General features: G+C 64.0%; 11 protein-coding genes. 5 read left to right on the top strand and 6 right to left on the bottom strand.

Translation table 11 applies throughout. The features are described 5' to 3' along the window. Positions 1–11: 11 nt before the first annotated feature. Both plsY and FJ424_RS25685 read right to left on the bottom strand, forming a co-directional pair. Positions 12–701 carry a glycerol-3-phosphate 1-O-acyltransferase PlsY gene (gene plsY / locus FJ424_RS25690; protein WP_140657850.1) on the bottom strand — a complete coding sequence of 230 codons (690 nt, stop codon included), beginning with the start codon at positions 699–701 and terminating at the stop codon, positions 12–14. Between the two features lie 37 nt (positions 702–738). Then, positions 739–1140, bottom strand: coding sequence for a rhodanese-like domain-containing protein (locus FJ424_RS25685; protein ID WP_140657848.1), 402 nt, complete (start codon positions 1138–1140; stop codon positions 739–741). A gap of 297 nt (positions 1141–1437) precedes the next feature. Between FJ424_RS25685 and FJ424_RS25680 the strand changes: the two genes are divergently transcribed. Further along, a complete protein-coding gene (locus FJ424_RS25680) occupies positions 1438–3318 on the top strand; it encodes a murein L,D-transpeptidase (RefSeq protein ID WP_140657847.1) in 1881 nt (626 codons plus the stop codon). A gap of 64 nt (positions 3319–3382) precedes the next feature. Here FJ424_RS25680 and FJ424_RS25675 read toward each other — a convergent pair whose 3' ends face one another. From FJ424_RS25675 to FJ424_RS25665, 3 genes are all read right to left on the bottom strand, one after another. Beyond that, positions 3383–3868 (bottom strand): hypothetical protein, encoded by a 486-nt coding sequence (locus tag FJ424_RS25675; protein ID WP_140642574.1) that lies wholly within the window; start codon positions 3866–3868, stop codon positions 3383–3385. Positions 3869–3966: 98 nt separating this feature from the next. Further along, positions 3967–4551, bottom strand: coding sequence for a hypothetical protein (locus tag FJ424_RS25670; RefSeq protein WP_246677349.1), 585 nt, complete (start codon positions 4549–4551; stop codon positions 3967–3969). A gap of 226 nt (positions 4552–4777) precedes the next feature. Further along, positions 4778–5035, bottom strand: a complete 258-nt coding sequence (locus FJ424_RS25665) for a PepSY domain-containing protein (RefSeq protein WP_140657845.1) — start codon at positions 5033–5035, stop codon at positions 4778–4780. A 416-nt stretch (positions 5036–5451) separates the two neighbouring features. Here FJ424_RS25665 and FJ424_RS25660 point away from each other — a divergent pair, with 416 nt between their 5' ends. Together FJ424_RS25660 and FJ424_RS25655 are read left to right on the top strand one after the other, a co-directional pair. Beyond that, on the top strand, positions 5452–7233 hold the full coding sequence (locus tag FJ424_RS25660) for an adenylate/guanylate cyclase domain-containing protein (RefSeq protein ID WP_140657843.1): 1782 nt from the start codon (positions 5452–5454) through the stop codon (positions 7231–7233). Between the two features lie 117 nt (positions 7234–7350). Beyond that, complete coding sequence (locus FJ424_RS25655; protein ID WP_140657841.1) at positions 7351–11577, top strand: cytochrome P450; 4227 nt, start codon at positions 7351–7353, stop codon at positions 11575–11577. A 51-nt stretch (positions 11578–11628) separates the two neighbouring features. Here FJ424_RS25655 and FJ424_RS25650 read toward each other — a convergent pair whose 3' ends face one another. Continuing rightward, on the bottom strand, positions 11629–12312 hold the full coding sequence (locus FJ424_RS25650; protein WP_140657839.1) for a Crp/Fnr family transcriptional regulator: 684 nt from the start codon (positions 12310–12312) through the stop codon (positions 11629–11631). Between the two features lie 589 nt (positions 12313–12901). On the opposite strand from FJ424_RS25650, the gene FJ424_RS25645 reads away from it, so the two are divergent. After that, positions 12902–16579 (top strand): S8 family serine peptidase, encoded by a 3678-nt coding sequence (locus FJ424_RS25645; RefSeq protein WP_140657837.1) that lies wholly within the window; start codon positions 12902–12904, stop codon positions 16577–16579. Then, a complete protein-coding gene (locus tag FJ424_RS25640; protein ID WP_181182137.1) occupies positions 16572–18089 on the top strand; it encodes an MBL fold metallo-hydrolase in 1518 nt (505 codons plus the stop codon). The genes FJ424_RS25645 and FJ424_RS25640 overlap by 8 nt, the downstream gene beginning before the upstream one ends. Positions 18090–18104 lie beyond the last annotated feature (15 nt).

Here is an 18104-nt window from a genome sequence, read left to right as displayed (position 1 = left end):
GGGATCATGCTCTAGGAGATTTGCGAGCCTGCGTTCGGTCCTGGGCCGCCGCCGCCAAGGCGTGGCTCTGTTCCCGCCAGCAGCCGCTGAATGTTGGCGCGGTGGCGCAAGATCACGTAGAGGCTGCCCGCGATCACCAGCAACCGATATGGCAATGGTTGCTCCAAGCCGCAGACAAGCGCGACCGCCGTCAGCGCCGCCAGCATCGAGCTCAGGGAAACGATCCGGAAAAGAGCGAGTGTGGCCGCAAATGCCGTGGCGGCACCCAATCCTACAGGCCATGACATCGCCAGCAGCACGCCAAGTCCCGTCGCGGCGGATTTTCCGCCGGTGAAATTCAGCCAGATCGACCGGCCGTGCCCCAGCAGCACGGCAAGTCCGGCCAGGCAAACGAGCCAGGGAGCCAAGGTCTGCAGTTCTAGCGCCATCGGTGGCGTGGCGGACGATATCGCGTAGCACCAGGGATAGAACCAGCGAACAAAGACGACCGCCGCCACGCCTTTCAGCACGTCGACAAGCAGAACCGCCAATGCCGGCCATTTGCCCAAGGTTCTGAGCACGTTGGTCGCGCCGGTGGATCTGGAGCCGTGCTCGCGTATGTCAATGCCCTTGAGAAGTTTGCCGGCCAGATAACCGGTGGGCGTGGAGCCGAGCAGATGGGCGACCGTCAATCCAACCGCACTTGCTATCCAAAAAACCATTGGGTCGATTGATCCCAGACGTTGCGGGAAACTGTGATCAGTCGGCCTTCTTTTTCCGCCCCGGCTCGACCGGCAGGCCAGCTGCCTTCCAGGCGGTGTAGCCGCCGAGGATGTGCTTGACCGGCGTCAGTCCCATGTCCTGCGCCGTCTTGGTGGCCAAAGCCGAGCGCCAGCCGCCGGCGCAGAAGAAGACGAAGGTCTTTCCGCTGGCGAAGAACGGCTTGTGATAGGGGCTTTCGGGATCGATCCAGAATTCCAGCATGCCGCGCGTCACGTGCTTGGCACCGGGGATATTGCCATCGCGCTCGACCTCGCGCGGATCGCGCAGATCGACGAAGATGGTGTCTTCGTCCTCCAGCAATCCGGCCGCTTCCTCGGGCGACACAACCTCGATCTCGGCATTCGCCTCGTCGAGCAGCTGGCGATAACCTTTCTTCACGGCAAATCCTCCGACTGCTCAAATTGCCCGGATTTCCAGCATAACGGCCGGAGCTTATCACGTCCGGGCCAGTTTCCGCCGATGTCTGGCGCAACGCCGCAAGCATGGCGCGAACCGAGGCAGGTCACACCGTCTCACAATGATGTGAAACTGTTCTGCAACACGGCTGCGAAAATTTATGAAAGCTTAACGAAATCGGTATGAATCGGTATAGTCACGTCATACATCCGCCATGCGGAGGGCGGGACCGTCCAGCGGCGCGGAACGGGAACCGGTTGCAACCGGTGCGGGTGAAGCATGAAAGTCCTCAGGAACAAGAAAACCCTCCTGCCGATCGCAATCGCAGCAACGCTCGCCTTCGGACAACAGCCGGCAAGCGCGCAAGGGCTGTTCGACATGCTGTTCGGCGGCGGTATCCGGCATAATCCGCAAGGTGAATTTCCGCCGCCGCCGAAGCCACGCAAGATACGGCCGGCAGAGCCCGACGGAGGCGGTGGTGTCAGGATCAGCAGCCCGACCTACAACACCTACAGGGCCGACAAGCTCGTTCGCGTCGATTTCAAGTCGCTGCTGCCGGCACCGCAGCCGGCGACCGCGCAGGATGCCGCCTTTGTGCCGTCCGTGACGGGCAACAGCTTCCGCGACGCCGTCGCAGGCTTGAGTGATTACGAGCTGTTTGCCGAGCCGGATATCGCCAAGGCACTGATCGCCTATTATTCGGCCAACCCGGATTTCATCTGGGTGAGCGACAACGTCCCCAACAGCCGAGCTCAGGATGCGGTGCGCGTCCTGGGCGAGGCGGCAAGCTACGGCCTGACGCCGGCCGACTATTCCGTCGACGTTCCGGCTGCCGCGACTGCCGCTACGCCCGAAGAGCGAACCAAGGAACTGGTCCGCTTCGAGATGGCGCTGTCGGCGCGCGTGCTGCGCTATGCGCAAGATGCCCAGAGTGGCCGCGTCTACCCCAACCGGATGACCGGTTACTACGATTTCCCGGCCAAGCCGTTCGATCTCGAAGGCGCGCTGAAGACGCTGGCGCATACCCAGGAGGTCCGCACCTATCTCGAATCGCGCCACCCGCAGAATGCCGAGTACCAGGCGCTGCGCGTCGAATTGGAAGCGCTCGAGGCGAGCGAGGAAAACGAGATCGTCGTCGATCCGAAGCTGTTGCTCAAGCCCGGCGAGAGCAGCCCGGAACTGCCGAAGTTGCTGACGCTTATTTCCCGCAATCTCGATGATGAGATGGGTGGCAACTATGGCGAGGTGCTCGCCAGGCTGGGCAAGAGCGAGCTCTACGATCCCGAACTGGTGCCGGTGATCAAGGCCGTGCAGCAGCGCGCCGGCATGAAGGGCGACGGCGTCATCGGCCCGCGCACCGTGGCCTCACTGGCCGGCGCCTCGAAGGCCGACAAGATCGAGAAGGTCAAGGTGGCGCTCGAGGAACTGCGCTGGATGCCGTCGGATCTCGGCAGCCCGCGCGTCTTCATCAACCAGCCGGCTTTTACCGCCAGCTATATCGACAATGGCGAGGAGAAGCTGAAGACCCGGGCGGTGATCGGCCGGGTCACCAACCAGACCGCCTTCTTCTACAACCAGATCAAGCAGGTCGACTTCCACCCCTATTGGGGTGTGCCGCAGTCGATCATCGTCAACGAGATGCTGCCGAGGCTGCGCAGCGACCCGGGCTATCTCGACCGCGCCGGCTATGAGGTGACGGATTCGCGCGGCAAGCGCATCCCGTCCTCGGCGGTCAATTGGGGTGCCTATGGCGCCAACATCCCCTTCAGCGTGCGGCAGCAGCCGAGCGAAGCGAATGCCTTGGGCGAATTGAAGATCCTGTTCCCCAACAAGCATGCCATCTACATGCACGACACGCCGCAGAAGTCGTTCTTCGCACGCGACATGCGCGCGCTCAGCCATGGCTGCGTGCGGTTGCAGGATCCGCGCGGCATGGCCGCCGCCGTGCTCGGCACCTCCGTCGACGATATCGCCGAGAAGCTGAAGCATGGGCATTCGACCGAGAATGTCACGCGTGTCATCCCGGTCTATGTCGCCTATTTCACCGCATGGCCAGACATGTCCGGCAAGGTCGAGTATTTCGACGACGTCTATGACCGCGATTCCAAGCTGATGCAGGCGCTCGACGCGACCGAAGCGGTGCGCACGCCGTCAAGCTGAGCGCTGTCTACTTTCAAGCAATTCCGGACGGAAGGCCACGGCGAAGCCACCGAACCCGACCGCTTCACACGTTTCTTGGAAGTGCCTTGATGAGCGGCCGGCGGAAGCCGGCGTCGCGCCCGGCGATAAGCCAGTAGACCAGCCCGGCCACGAGGCCGGCGGCGGCGATGATGCCCATGTCGGCCCAGCGTTCCGGATCATCGGCGGCGTCCGGCCAGATCAACATGAAACCGGCAGCCGCGGCGGCAGCGCCGAACAGCATGTGCAGCCAAAAGTTTCGCAACGAAAGGAACTCGGCGATCAGGGCGAAAACCAGCGTCTGCATTCCGGTCAGGATGATCGCCAGGAAGTAGACGAACATGCCGAGAGGCGGCACCACCAACACGGCGACTGGGGTGAACTCCATGAGCTCGAAGTAGCCCGGCGCGTTGGGCAGCGAGCTCAGTATCGCGTAGATCACCACCACTGCGATCAACCCGACAAGCACCGCGACCAGATAGCCGACAAGCACCATCAGGATGCGCTTCAGGACGTAGCCGATCATTGCCATGCACCCCCGTGCCCGCAATCATGGCGGGCAGTCAGCCACCAAAGTTGTGACGATGCAAGGGCGGTTTGTCGCGCTGGCTCCGCGCGGCGCCAAGGTCTTCAAGCGCCACCACACAGATGCTGGGAATCGGGCAGGGCCCATGCGCCTTTGGCGGCGAGGTCGACGGCGTAGTAGACCATGCCGCGCAGGTCGTCTTTCGGGCAGTCGCGCGGGATAGCGATCAGGCATATGACGACCGGATCGCCGACCTTGGAACTCGCCAGTCCCGGTTCGCGGTCATAGGAGACCGCCGTGCCGCCGTTGGTAAATCTCGCCGCGCTGCCGGCTTCCGGGCTGGCGCTTTCCAGCGGGTCGTCACCCAGCCTCGTCGTCATCGCCGCGATATGGGTGAAGCCGCATTTGCCGATCGATACGGGCAAGAGCTGATCGGTTGGCTTCAGCGTCCTCGCCGCAAGGTCGAGCGCCTTCTTGCCGATGAGCGCGATGTTGTAGTCCTGCACCCATTGCGGCGCATTGCCGTAAGTCTGCAGCGCATTGTTCTGCGCGCTGACGATGCAGGCTGCGTCCGTCTTGCAGGCATTCCGATCGGCGACCAGTTTCCTGGCGATCCCGCGTTTGTCGCCGCCGAAGGCTGGTTCAAAACCGGCATAGGCCTTGGTGACCAAAGCATCGATGGCCGACATTTGTGGGTCGGCGCAGATCGCTTTCTCGGCTGGCAACTGCGCCTTTCGGCAATCGAAAGAGGGGCTATCCGCGAGCGCCTGGCCCGTCCCAAGCATCGATGCGCTTACCAGCAGGGCGTGAGCGCAGATGTGAAGCCGCATGTCTGTCCTCCGGTCCGGCCTGTTTCGACGAGCAAATCTATGCCGAACGCAGGCCTTGCGGAATGGCGGAGGCAACCGAACGAGGCTATTTGGGTTCGCCGGTCACGGGATCGTAGGTGATTTGGACCTTGGCCTTGTCCGTGGTGTAGTAAGTAACGGTGTAGCCGTCGCTGTCCCAATCGACCTCCTTTACGTAGCGGAAGTCGGTGCGGTGCTCGACCTTGGCGACAATCTCGGACAGTTTCTTTGCATTTTGCGGCGGCAGCGGCTGGTCGTCTGCTGCGAAGGCTTGTCCACTGACAAGCAGGAAAGCGATACAGGTTGCTAAAACAACAGTGCGCATGAGAGCCCTCAAATCTCGTCGGCGTAAGTGCCGTCAGAAACTCGCACGCAGGCGGGTTGGTTCCGCAGCGCCGCAATAGCGGGTTTTTGCAGCGCATGCCTCGATGCGACCGATCCTTGCCGGCGAAAACAGGGTCAGTATTGTTCGGCGGAGAAAATATAATAATTTCAAATGGTAAAGTCGCGGTTCGGATGTGTCTCCTGACGTAACGAACGACTAACCATGCGCCGGACGGTGAATTCGTCATATTAGCCGTTCGTGGTAGAGCTTTCGGCAAGACCCTGATAGAATTCCGGTCATAACAGGGTGGCAACAGTGCGCCGGGCCTGCCGAGGATTTCCGTCGGCAGACGGCGACGCGTTTTTTTGAGCGCAGGTCACCTGTTCTGGACTGAAACGGGGACTGGGGGCTCGATCATGGCTGAACGGAATTATACCCGTCAGCTTGCGACAATCATTTCGATCGACGCCGTGGGATTCTCGAGGCTTATGGGCATCGACGACGAGTCGGCTGTCGCCGCCTTCGAGGAAAGGCGCGACATCATCGCTGGCAGTTGCGGCGCATTTGGCGGGCGCACGTTCGGCGATGCCGGCGACAGCATCATGGCCGAATTCGGCAACCCGATCGAAGCGTTGCGCGCGGCCTTCGATTTCCAGGCCCGGATCGTGGCGCTGAATACGGCAGTCGCCGAGGACATGCGCATGCCGTTTCGCGCCGGGATCAACACCGGCGACGTCATCGTCCGGGAGGGCCGTCTTTACGGCGACGACGTCAATATCGCAGCCCGCCTTCAGGAATTCGCGCCGCATGACGGCGTCGCCATCTCGGCGACGACGTGGCATCACGTGAAGGACAAGACGGCGGCGGTCTTCACCGATCTCGGCGAGTTCAGCCTGAAGAACATTGCCCTGCCGGTGCAGGTCCTGATCGCCGGTCGCGGCGGCAACGGCCCTGTCGCGACGGCGTCCTTCGCTTCCATTCCCACCACGCCCAGTCATTCCAGGCCGATCGCCAAGGGGCCCCCGGCAATCGCCGTGCTGCCGTTCCAGGGCAACGGAAGCGAACCCGATGTCGGCTATATGGCCGACGGTATCGCCGAGGACATCATCTACGGTCTTTCCAACACGCGCTGGCTCTCTGTCATCGCCAAGGGCTCGAGCTTCCAGTTTCGCGACGACAGCCTCGGCACGAGGCTCATCGGCAACGCGCTGGGCGCCCGCTACATCGTCAGCGGTACGCTGGCGCGCTCCGACAGGCAGATTCGTCTCAACGCGTCGCTCACCGACACCTCGAACGGGCGCCTGGTCTGGTCGCAACGCTTCGACCGCGACCTCGTCGATATCTTCAGCCTGCGCGACCAGATTGGCAGCGAGATCGTTTCCATCCTCGACAAGGAGGTCGACCGCGCCGAGCAGGCACGCACGTTCCAGGTGCCGTGGGAAAGCCTCGAAACCTGGCAGTTGGTCAGGCGCGGCCGTTGGCACATGAACAGGCGGACACGTCGCGATACCGAAATCGCGCTCGACTTCTTCGACAAGGCCTACCAGGAAGATCCGAACTCGAGCGCCGTGCTCAATGAGCTCGCATGGTGGTATTTCTGGCGGGCCTGGCTGCGTTTCGGCGACAGCGACGATCTGGAGAAAGTCGAGACGCTTGCGCGCAAGGCGCTTCTGATGGACAGCCTCGATGCGCGCCCGCATGCCTATCTCGGCGCGGCCGACATCATGCGCGGCCTTCCGGCGTTGGCGGCCGAGCATCTTGCCGAAGCGATCCACATCAATCCGAGCTTCGCCTTCGCCCGCTCGGCCATGGGCAGCGCGTATCTTCTGCTTGGCGATGCGACCGGCGCGATACCGTTCTTCCTCGATACCGAGCGGTTGAGCCCGTTCGACCTCTATCGCTTCCACAATCTGGGGGAACTGGCCGCGGCCTATTGCTTCGTCGAGGACTGGGAGGCCGCGATCGCCAACGCCGAGCGCTCGCTCAACCTGTCGCCAAGTTACTTCTATGCGAGGTTCCTGAAGATAGGCGCCCTGATGAGAAGCGGGCGGCGCGACGAGGCGGCGCATGAGCTTGCGATTTTCATGACCAGGCATCCCGATTTTTCCGAGCAGAGGATACGTTGGATACCGTTCGTGGACCCGGCCAAGAACAATTTCCTGATCGGCAATTTCGATCGGGCCAAGTCCGCCGCATGATCGCCGGGGCCGACAACAAATGACTGTGATCGAATTCACATACGCCGGACCGATGCAAACCTAGGCCAGACAATGCCGGCATCGCATTGACGTGGATAGCCGGGGGGCTTGAACGCGATGATCACTTTGAAGTACTTCGCCGCCGTCCGCGCCGCTCAGAAGAGCCAGCGTCCGCTCGCCGAAATGCCACCGTTCGACATCAATCGGCTGCGTTCCAAGAGCGGCTTTGCTTCCCGCATCGTCGGTTTTCTTCTTGGCGATCCGCGCTGGCTGCTGGCGCTGCTGCGCCGTTTCTGGCCGAATCTCGGCTTCGGCAATTTCCTGCTCGTTACCAAGGGCGCGGATGTTCGCGACATATTGGAGCGGGGCGACGAGTTCGAAACGCCTTACGGCCCGGAAATGGCCGAACTCGCCCGCGGCTCGAATTTCATTCTCGGCATGCAGGACGGCGCCGCGTACCGGCAGATGAAATCGGCGGTGCTGAGCGCTTTCCCGCCGGCGGAGGTCGAAGCCGCCGTCAGGCCGATCGCCGAGCGCCATTCGCACGACATCATGACCCGCGCCAGTCCCGGCTTCGATGCCATCACCGGATTGATGAAGATCTTGCCGGTGCGTATCTGTCGCGATTATTTCGGCCTTGAGATCGACGACGAAACCGAGTTTGCCGACTGGTCGATCTCGCTCAGCGCGCTGTTCTTTTCGGACCCGACGGCAAATCCCGCCACGCGTCAGCTTGCCGTGGTCGGCGGCGATCGGCTGATCAAAATCATAGACCGTTCGATTGCCGCGATCAGGGAAAGAGCGGGCAAGGACGACCGGCCGCTTGCCCGCCTCGTCGCGCTGATGGACCAAGGGCGCCTGTCGTTGCCCGACATTCATTCCATCATGCTCGGCATGGTCGCAGGCTTTGTGCCGACCAATGTGCTTGCCGGCAGCAATTGCCTGGATGTGATCCTGTCGCGATCCGATGCGCGGCGGGCCGTGGATGAGGCCATCGCGGCCGGCGATACCGGCAAACTCGACCGGGCGATCATGGAAGCCATGCGGTTCAAACCGATCTGGATCGGGCCATGGCGCTATACCAGACGTGACGCAATCATCGGCAAGGGCACGCGCCGCGAGCGGCTGGTCAAGGCCGGAACGGTGGTCATGCCGGCGACGCTTTCGGCGATGTTCGATCCGGAGATCGTGCAGCGGCCGAACGAGTTCGATACGTCGCGCCCGCATCGCGACTACATGGTTTTCGGCTACGGCATCCATTTGTGCATCGGCGCCGAAATCGCCCGCATCCAGATCGGCGAATGCATCCGCGCCCTGTTCAGCAAGCCGAAGCTTGGCCGCGTTCGGGGCAGGGCCGGCAAGATGGCCAATGTCGGCGCCTATCCGGCAAGCCTCAAGGTCGATTTCGAGCGTTCGCCGCTTTGCCGTACCGCCGACCAGTCGATGGTGACGGTTGTCTGCCCGATCATCCGCTCCATGCCGCTCGATGCGGTGCGCGACAAGGTCGCGGATCTCGGCAATCCCGCGATCGGCGAGCTGCGCGGCGCGCTCGACAAGGTAGGCACCATACATTTCACCAGCCTGGCCGTCGCTCCTACCGGCAGGGACGGAAAAACGGGGACCGAGGCCGGCGCGCTGGTGTTCGAAATCTCCGGCGACGGCAGCACCGACGATGTCATAACCGCGATCGCGCAATCGATCGGGCACTGGCTGCGGCCGATCTTCAGGGATGTCTGCGGCCTGCCGGACGGCGGCTCGCTGGAGGATTTCCTGAAGAGGAACCACATAGAGATATCGCCGTCCTTCGGCAGCGCCGCGGGGCTGGTCTTCTCCGGCACGCCCGGCCATTCCGTACGCCGCATTCTTGCCGAGGCACGGCTCGCCGACAGCGTGCGCGAGATCGCCGAAAAGCCGCGCGCGGGCGCCGGCAATGCGATGGATGTGCTCGCCGAGGCGCGCCGCCATGTCCGCTGCCTCGGGCAATTCGGCTGGGCGTTCGAGCCCGCCGAAAGCCTGCTGGAAAGACCGCCGGGGCACTGGTCGCGCGCGCTGACGACGACGCTGCTGACGCCGGCGATGTTCGTCACTGTCGCGATCGTCGTTCTAGCCTTTTGGCGCATGACCTATGTGCTGGTGTTCGGGAACCCGCATGGCGTCACCTTTGCCAACATCGCCATCGCCGGCGCCGCGCTTCTGCTTACGGTGCTCGGTCTGCTGGCTATTCTGGCTCTGTTCGTGGTCCTTTGCTTCCTGGCGTTGCGGCGGCTGGAGGACAAGGACCGGCCGGCGAACACGCCCGTCGACATCGGCGCGCTGGAAAAGATCCTCGCCAATGAGGACCACTGCGCGCAGAACAACCTGACGGCGATCTCGACGATGAAGCCGGGCATCTTGCGGCGGCTGGCGCTGCGGCTCTCCTTCTATCTGATCTCGATATCGGCGCAGAAAGTGTTCCGGCCGGGCTTCCTCGCCACCATCAACACCATTCATTTCGCCCGCTGGGTGCTGCTGCCCGGCACCGACAGGCTGATGTTCTTCTCCAATTACGGTGGCAGCTGGGAAAGTTATCTGGAGGATTTCATTGCCAAGGCCTCAGCCGGTCTGACCGGCGTTTGGAGCAACACCGAAGGCTATCCGCGCACGCGCTGGCTGTTCCTGGACGGCGCGCGCGACGGCGATCGTTTCAAGCGCTGGGCGCGGCGCCAGCAGGTGCCGACGCTGTTCTGGTACAGCGCCTATCCGCACCTCAACACACCGCGCATCCGCATCAACTCCAGGATCAGGCGCGGCATCGCATCGGCCACCGGCAACGAGGCGCGCGACTGGCTGAGCCTGTTCGGTTCGCTGCCGCGCCCGCAAGCACGGCCGGCGGACGCGACCAGCCTGCCTGAACCGGCATCCGCGCCGCTCGAAGAGCTGGAATCCGGAGAAATCCAATCCATCTTCTTCGGACCCTTCGGCGCGCTCGGCCACGCGCATATGCTTGCGATCCAGGTGCCGGAAGGGTTGCCGGCAACGAAGCGCAAGGCGTGGCTCGATTCCGTCATCGACAGAACCAGTTTCGGCGACGGCGTGCCGGCCGGCCGCGCCATGACCGTGGCGTTCGGCCCCAACGGGCTGCGCCGGCTCGGACTGGAAGGTGGCGTCGACGACGAGCCGTTGGACACGTTTCCTGTCGCCTTCCGGCAAGGCATGGGAACGCCCGAGCGCAGCCGCATTCTCAACGACACCGGTCCCGACGCACCCGACAAATGGCAGTGGGGGTCGTCCGCCAAGCCCGTCGACGTCGTCATCGTCTGCTATGCCGGGACGCCGGCGGCGTTGAAGGCAGAAATCGCGGCCATGAAGCGACAGACGACAGGCGCAGGGATGTCCGTGGCCGCCGAACTGCCGCTGATGGTGCGACGCGACGGCAAGCGGGCGGTCGAGCATTTCGGCTTCGTCGACGGCGTCTCGCAACCGATCGTCCGGGGCACGCAGCGCGCCGCCAAAGGAGCGGCGCCCATGCATCTGCTGGCGCCCGGCGAGTTCCTGTTCGGCTATCGCGACGAGCATGGCTTCTATCCGGCTTCGCCGTCGGTGGAGGCGGCGCTGGATCGCACCGGCATCCTGTCGCAGGTGCGGCGCAACCGTCAGATACCGGGGCAACCACCTCCGCCGCGCGATTTCGGCCGCAACGGCACCTTCCTCGTCGTGCGCCAATTCGAGCAGCATGTCGAATTGTTCGACGATTATTGCAGGAAAGCCGCGACGCAGGCTGCCGATGAGACCGGCGACCCCGCCATCGATCAGCGCTGGGTGGCGGCAAAGATGCTCGGCCGCTGGCAGGACGGCAGCTCGCTGGTGCGCAATCCGAATGGTCGCCCGGGCCGCGGCATCGACAATGATTTCGCGCTCGGCGCCGAGGACCCGCAAGGACATGCCTGTCCGCTCGGCTCGCACATACGCCGGTCCAACCCGCGCGATTCGCTCGGCGAGGACCGCGAGACGCAGATCAGGATCGGCAAGCGCCACCGCATCCTGCGCGTCGGCCGCACCTACGAGAAGAAGGACAGGGGCGGAAAGACCGAGAAGGGCCTGCTCTTCATGTGCCTCAACGCGGATATCGAACGTCAATACGAGTTCATCCAGCAGACCTGGGTCTCGTCGAACTCGTTCCAGGGCCTTGTCGGCGAGACGGATCCGACGATCGGCGCACGGGGCGGCGGCGGCCGGTTCTCGATCCCTTCCTGGGAAAAGGTCACCGTGCTCAAGGAGGTGCCGCAGTTCGTCACGACAAAGGGCGGCGGCTATTTCTTCATGCCAAGCCGCTCGGCAATGCGCTATCTGATCTCGCGGCTCTGACCGGGTGCGGCGAATCGACGGAGCTGTGGCGAAGTCGCCGAGCCTGATTGCTCAGTCGTCGTCCTGGGAATCGGCGATGTGGTTCAGCGCTGCGGCGTTGGTGATGCGCAAGCCACCGCGCTTGATGGCGATCATCTGCCGGCTGCGCCAGTCGTTCAGCGTCTTGTTGACGGATTCGCGCGTCGCGCCGAGGAATTCGCCGAGCTCCGACTGCGAAATCGGAATCCAGCCGGCAGTGTCCGCCATGACGCCGCTCAGGAACACCAGCCGCTTTGCCAGCCTGGCCTCGATGCCGAAAAAGGCCTGGTCGCCCAGCTCGCCGCTGACCCAGCGCAGCCGCGTGCACAGCAATTCGATCATCGCGCGGGCCAGGGGCGGGTTTTTCTCAATGCGGTCAAAGAGTTGCGTCCGGCTCAGCGAAACCAGCTCGCAGGGGGTGAGGCAGATGGCGGTCGCCGTGCGCGGGCGCCCGTCCAGCGCCCCGATCTCTCCTACGAGGCTGCGCGACAGCTCGATATTGGCCACCAGCTTTTGCCCACCGGGCGAATAGATCGAAATCTCGACGGTGCCGCTCATCACGCCATAGATGCGGTCGGACGCATCCTCCTGGACGAACAAATGCTGGCCGGCCGCATAGCGCTCCAGCTTGCAGCCGCCGAACAGCAGGTCGAACTGGCGCGGGTCGATGCGCGCCAGGCGCGGCAGGTTCCTGTCGTCCGCGCCATTTGTAGCCATGATACGATTCCGCCTCTCGTTAGACGGAAATTGTAGGATAAGTGCGTGCTCGATCAAAGCGTCGTCTCCTTCTGTGGTGGCTTGCCGAATTCTCGGGGTGACGGACGGAAGACCAAAGTCACGCCTGACACGCCGAAATCGGATAAGCCGGCAAACTGTAAGGAGACCGGGCGCACTGGCGGTTGCGGGCCGATCCTTGGAAACGCCGTCCGCGCGCTTGGGTGGGAGGTGCCCATGCGCGCAGACAGCAAACCGGAAAATGGCTAGGTGCTCGAAATTTCCTCGATAACCGCATCCAAATCGCAATCCGGCAGCAGCTGCGGACGCCGCAGTCAGCTAGCGCCGCCGATGCCGCCGTTGCAACATCCGAGCGCAAGCCCTGTCCGAAGTATGTGAAGGTGCTCACAGATATGCGCGCCGGGCGGACCGATGGTTATTTTGGAATGCATGGTTCACGCTTGGATCAATCTTTGCCTTGCAGCCGGCATGATTGCCTAGTCGGCAAAGAGATCAGTCGAAGCGTGGTTGGAACCTTGGCTTGACTGTAGCGGACGGTCGGCGCCATGGTTCATCTTGGGGGAGGGACGCCGTGGCAGCCGCGAAGGGACTCCTTGTAAAGGTTCGTGGCGACGGCGCGGGGCTCTCGGTGCGAGGCGGGCCGCCGCGGATTGGCGGGATCGAAGCCGAGCCGATCCTTACTCTCCCGCCTGGCGCTGTAAGCGCCGGTACGGCCGCGGCCGCGGACCGCGGCGCCACCTGGCTCCGCTTGGCCACGGATGCCGCCGAAGCAGACAATCCCTGGGACCAGGCTCACGATCTTGTCGCCCGGACTCCGGCGCTGGCCGCCGCAGGGAGCGAGGTGCTCGCGGTCGAGCCCGATATCATGCAGCAATGGGATTACAGGAATAGCGCCGGCGATCGCGGCATGGCGGCAAGCGCGGCTCCGACATGTACGTTCGACGACCAGGATCCGAGCGGTGGACAAGCGACGGTGTCAGGCCGGGTCGCATGGAATGCCGCGCCGGACTTCAGCCAGTTCAAGGCCGCGCGCGAAAGCGTCGGCGCCAAGCAGGCCAACATCACCATCGCCCATCTCGATACCGGTTTCGATCCCGCTCACGAAACCCTTCCAGCAGGACTTCTTACAGCGCAGCAGCGCAATTTCGTCGACGACGGGACCGGCCCGAACAACGCGACCGACCACGCTCCGGCCGGCACGCTGACCAGCAATCGCGGCCATGGAACCGGCACGCTCAGCCTGCTGGCCGGCAACAAGCTCGACGGCACGTCGCCGCACTGGCCGGGCTTCACCGACTTCGTCGGCGGCGCGCCACTGGCGAAGATCCTGCCGGTGCGCATCGCAGACTGGGTGGTGCGGCTGACCACCGGCACCATGGTGCAAGGCATCGACTATGCGCGCCAGCAGGGCGCGCAAGTATTGTCGATGAGCATGGGCGGCCTCGCCTCGCAGGCTCTGGTGGATGCCGTCAACCTTGCCTACGACCACGGCGTGGTCATGGTCACGGCGGCCGGCAACAATTTCACCATCACGCCGGGCAGCATCGTTTATCCCGCGCGCTACAACCGGGTGCTTGCGGCCTGCGGCGTGATGAGCGACGGGCGCGCCTATGCCGGGCTCGCCTTCGGCACCATGCAAGGCAATTACGGGCCGCCTTCGAAGATGAGCACGGCGCTGGGAGCCTACACACCGAACGTGCCCTGGGCCGAAATCGATTGCCGCAAGGTGGTCGACATGGACGGCAACGGCACCTCGGCCGCCACCCCCCAGGTCGCTGCCGCGGCCGCTCTGTGGCTGGCCGAGCATTGGGACGTGGTGAAGAATTATCCCCAGCCATGGATGCGGATCGAGGCGGTCCGCAAGGCGTTGTTCGCGAAGGCCTTGAAATCGACGGCCAAGATGAATGCGGCGGAGACGAAGGAGAAGATCGGGCAGGGCGTCTTGCGGGCCTTCGATGCGCTGGGCTTCCCGCCGCCGGCGGCGAACAGCCTGACGAAGCTCGCTCGAGCCACCTACACATGGAGTTGGCTCGACCTTTTGACCGGCGGGAACTCGTTGGCGGCGCTCCCGCCTGCGACGCTTCGGCAGCGAATGATGTTTGCGCTGGAATTGACGCAGATGGCGCAAGGTGCGGCGACAATCGAGCAGGCGATCGCCGACCCGGACGGCGATCCGGGCAATATTTCGGCCGCGGCCCGCAACCGCTATCTCGAAGCGGCGCTCGACCAGGGCAACCCGTCGAAGCCGCTGAAGGCGTTTCTGGAAGGTTTGCTCGGACGGCCGGGCGCCAGCGCGGCGGTTCCGGCGCCGGTCATGGGCCCCGCGCCGGCTATCAAGCGCAAGCCGCGGCCGCTGCCACCGCCGCAACGGCGCCTGCGCATCTACGCGCTCGATCCTTCGGTGGCGAAACGGCTCGATTCGGTTTCGGTCTATCAGGCGATGCTTTCCGTGCCCTGGGACGACGAACCGGCGACGGACAGGCCTTTGCTGCCGGGGCCGATCGGCGAATATCTCGAGGTGGTCGATGTCGACCCCGCGTCCGACCGCGTCTACGATCCGGTAGACCTCAACGACAAGGTGCTTCTGGCGCAGGACGGCCTGCCGCCTTCGGAGGGCAATCCGAAATTCCACCAGCAGATGGTCTACGCCGTCGCCATGACCACGATCGGCCATTTCGAGCGCGCTCTTGGCCGGCGGGCGTTGTGGGCGCCGCATTATGCCGAGGCTCCCGGCCGGACCGGCGACATGACTGTGAAGGCGCATTACGTGCCGCGCCTGCGCATCTATCCGCATGCGTTGCGCGCCGAGAATGCCTATTACAGCCCGGAAAAGAAGGCGCTGCTGTTCGGCTATTTCCCGGCGATCAGCAACGAGGGCGACGTCACCACGCCCGGAACGACGGTGTTTTCGTGCCTGTCCAGCGACATCGTCGCGCATGAGATGTCGCATGCGCTGCTCGACGGGCTGCACCGCCGCTTCCAGGAAGCGTCCAACCCGGACGTGCCGGCCTTCCACGAGGCCTTCGCCGACATCGTCGCGCTGTTCCAGCATTTCACGCTGAAGGAACTGGTCAGCTTCGAGATCGGCAAGGCGAGGGGCGAATTGTCGGCCGCCTCGCTGCTTTCCGGTATCGCCAAGCAGTTCGGCGAGGGCAGCGGCCGGGCCGGGCCGTTGCGCGAGTATGGCGGCGCCGGCATGGCCGATCTCGACTACGACAAGACCTTCGAGGCGCACGACCGCGGCTCGATCCTGGTTTTCGCCGTCTACCAGGCCTTCTTGGCGATCGCCGACCGGCGGACCGACGACCTGATCCAGCTTGCCACCGGCGGCTCCGGCATCCTGCCGGCCGGAACCTTGCATCCGAGCCTGGTCGAACGCCTGACCGACGAGGTCGCCAAGACCGCCAGGCAGATGCTGACCATGTGCATCCGCGCGCTCGACTATTGCCCTTCCGTCGACATCACCTTCGGCGAATATCTGCGCGCGCTGATCACCGCCGACCGCGACGCCTATCCGGACGATCCGCTGCACTACCGCCTGGCTTTCCTGGAATCGTTCCGCAAATGGAAGCTGTTGCCGCGCGACGTGCGCACCGTCTCGGAGGAGACGCTCGCCTGGAGCGCGCCGGAAGATCCTTCTCCGACCTGGCTGAAAGGCCTGCTCAGCAGGATCGACCTCGGCTGGAACCAGAAATTGAAACGGGCCGAGATCTTCGCGCTCAACGACAAGAACCGCTACACGCTGTGGAAGGCGATGCACAAGACCTTCGCCTCCAACCCGGACCTCTACAAGCAGTTCGGCCTGCTGCCGGATCTGCCGCGCTACAATGAGGACGGGACGGTCATGCACGCGCCGAAGAAAGGCGAGACGACCTTCGACATCTACAGCGTGCGCCCGACGCGCCGCGTCGAGCCGGACGGCTCGTTCCGCGTCGAGGTCGTGGCGGTCATCCAGCAGCGGATTCCGGTCGCGCTCGACGGTACGGCGATGCCGCAAGGCATGGCCGAGGGCGACGGCTTCTTCTGGTTCCGGGGCGGCGCCACCATCATCATAGACCCGCGCGAGGGATTCGAGGAGATCCGCTACTCGATCATCAAGAACACCGGCAGCGCGGACCGGCAGAAGCGTCAGGCCGGGACTATGGCCGCCAATTACCTGTCGCCGCTCAGAGCGCTCTATTTCGGCGGCGAAGTGTCGGAGCCCTTTGCCCTGCTGCATGCCAGCGATGGAGACGACGACCATGTCTAGAAAGCCGGCGACGAGGACAAGGCCGGCAAAAGCGGCTGCTGCGCCGGCATCGGGCGCCACTGTCCGGCATTACTGCCAGGGCATCGGCGACTGCCATCTGCTTACCTTCAAGAAGGCAGATGGAAAGCCATTCCGCATGCTCATCGATTGCGGCATCCATGTCTCGATCGCGGGCGGTCCGGCGCTGGTCGGCGACATCGTCGCCGACATCAGGAAGGAGACCGGCGGCAAGATCGACATCCTCGTCGTCACGCACGAACACTGGGACCATGTCTCCGGGTTCCTGACGGCGAAGGATCTTTTCAAGGATTTTGTCGTCGCCGATGTCTGGATGGGGTGGACCGAAAATCCCGCCGACGCGGAGGCCGCGGAACTCGACAAGTTCAAGGGCCAGGCAATCGCCGCGCTGCAGGGCGTGGGCCAGAAGCTCGACGGAATGCAGGGGCTCAGTTCCTACATGGCCAGCGTTCGCGACGGCCTGCAGTCCGTGCTTGGCTTCCAGTTCGGCGTCGCCGGCGAGCGGGTGCGTTCGGCCCGCGACGCGGCGGCAAAGCTGTCGCAGAAACCGTCGCCGACCTATTTCGAGCCCGGCGGGTCGCCGGTATTGATCGACGCATTGCCCAACCTTCGCGTCTATGTGTTGGGCCCGCCGCGCGACAAGGCGGCCCTGCGTCTGGAGGAGAAGGCGAGCGAGATGTTCCCGCTGGCCAGCGGCGGCCCGTTCGCGCGGGCGCTGGCCAGCGGCCTCAAGATGAACGAGGCGGCAGACGCTAATTATGTCGACGAGCTCAGTCCGTTCGAGCGCAATGTCGGCGCGCCGCTTTCCACGGCGCTCAACGGCGACAAGGGCAGCGACCCGGCCGTCGATGTCGCCACCTTCGTCCGCAAGCATTATTCCGGGCCGGTTTCGGCTGCTGCATCCATGGAAGACCGCGACCAGTCCTGGCGGCGCATCGACGCCGACTGGATGGGGATCGCCGCCGACCTTGCCCTGCAGCTCGACCGCGGCGTCAACAACACCAGCCTGGTGCTGGCCTTCGAGTTCATCGACAGCGGCCGGGTGCTGCTGTTCCCCGGCGACGCCCAGATCGGCAACTGGCTGAGCTGGAAGGATCTGAAATGGCCGGTGGGGCAGGGGACCGTCACATCGGCCGATCTTCTGGCGCGCACCGTCTATCTCAAGGTCGCGCATCACGGCAGCCAGAACGCCACGCCGGAGAAACAGGGTTTTGACCTGCTGACGAGCAGCGACCTGTCGGCTTTCATTCCGACCAACAAGGTCGACGCCTTGAAAGTGCACTGGGGGGAGATGCCCTATGACGGTATCCTGACCGCGCTCGAGACAAAGACCAAGGGCCGCGTCATCCGCGCCGACGATCCATGGCTGGCCGACAAGAACGGAAAGCCCGGTTTTTCCGCGCCGTCCGGCTCGATCCAGGCGGTGCGCAGTCTGCCGCGCGATGCTGCCCGGGGACCGGGCGGGCTCTGGGTCGAGGTGGATTTGGCCTGAGAGTTCGCCACCGAG

The organism is Mesorhizobium sp. B3-1-8, from assembly GCF_006439495.1.
GTDB lineage: Bacteria > Pseudomonadota > Alphaproteobacteria > Rhizobiales > Rhizobiaceae > Mesorhizobium.
The sequence above is the reverse complement of the archived record's forward strand: the minus strand, read 5'-3'. Positions and strand labels throughout refer to the sequence as shown.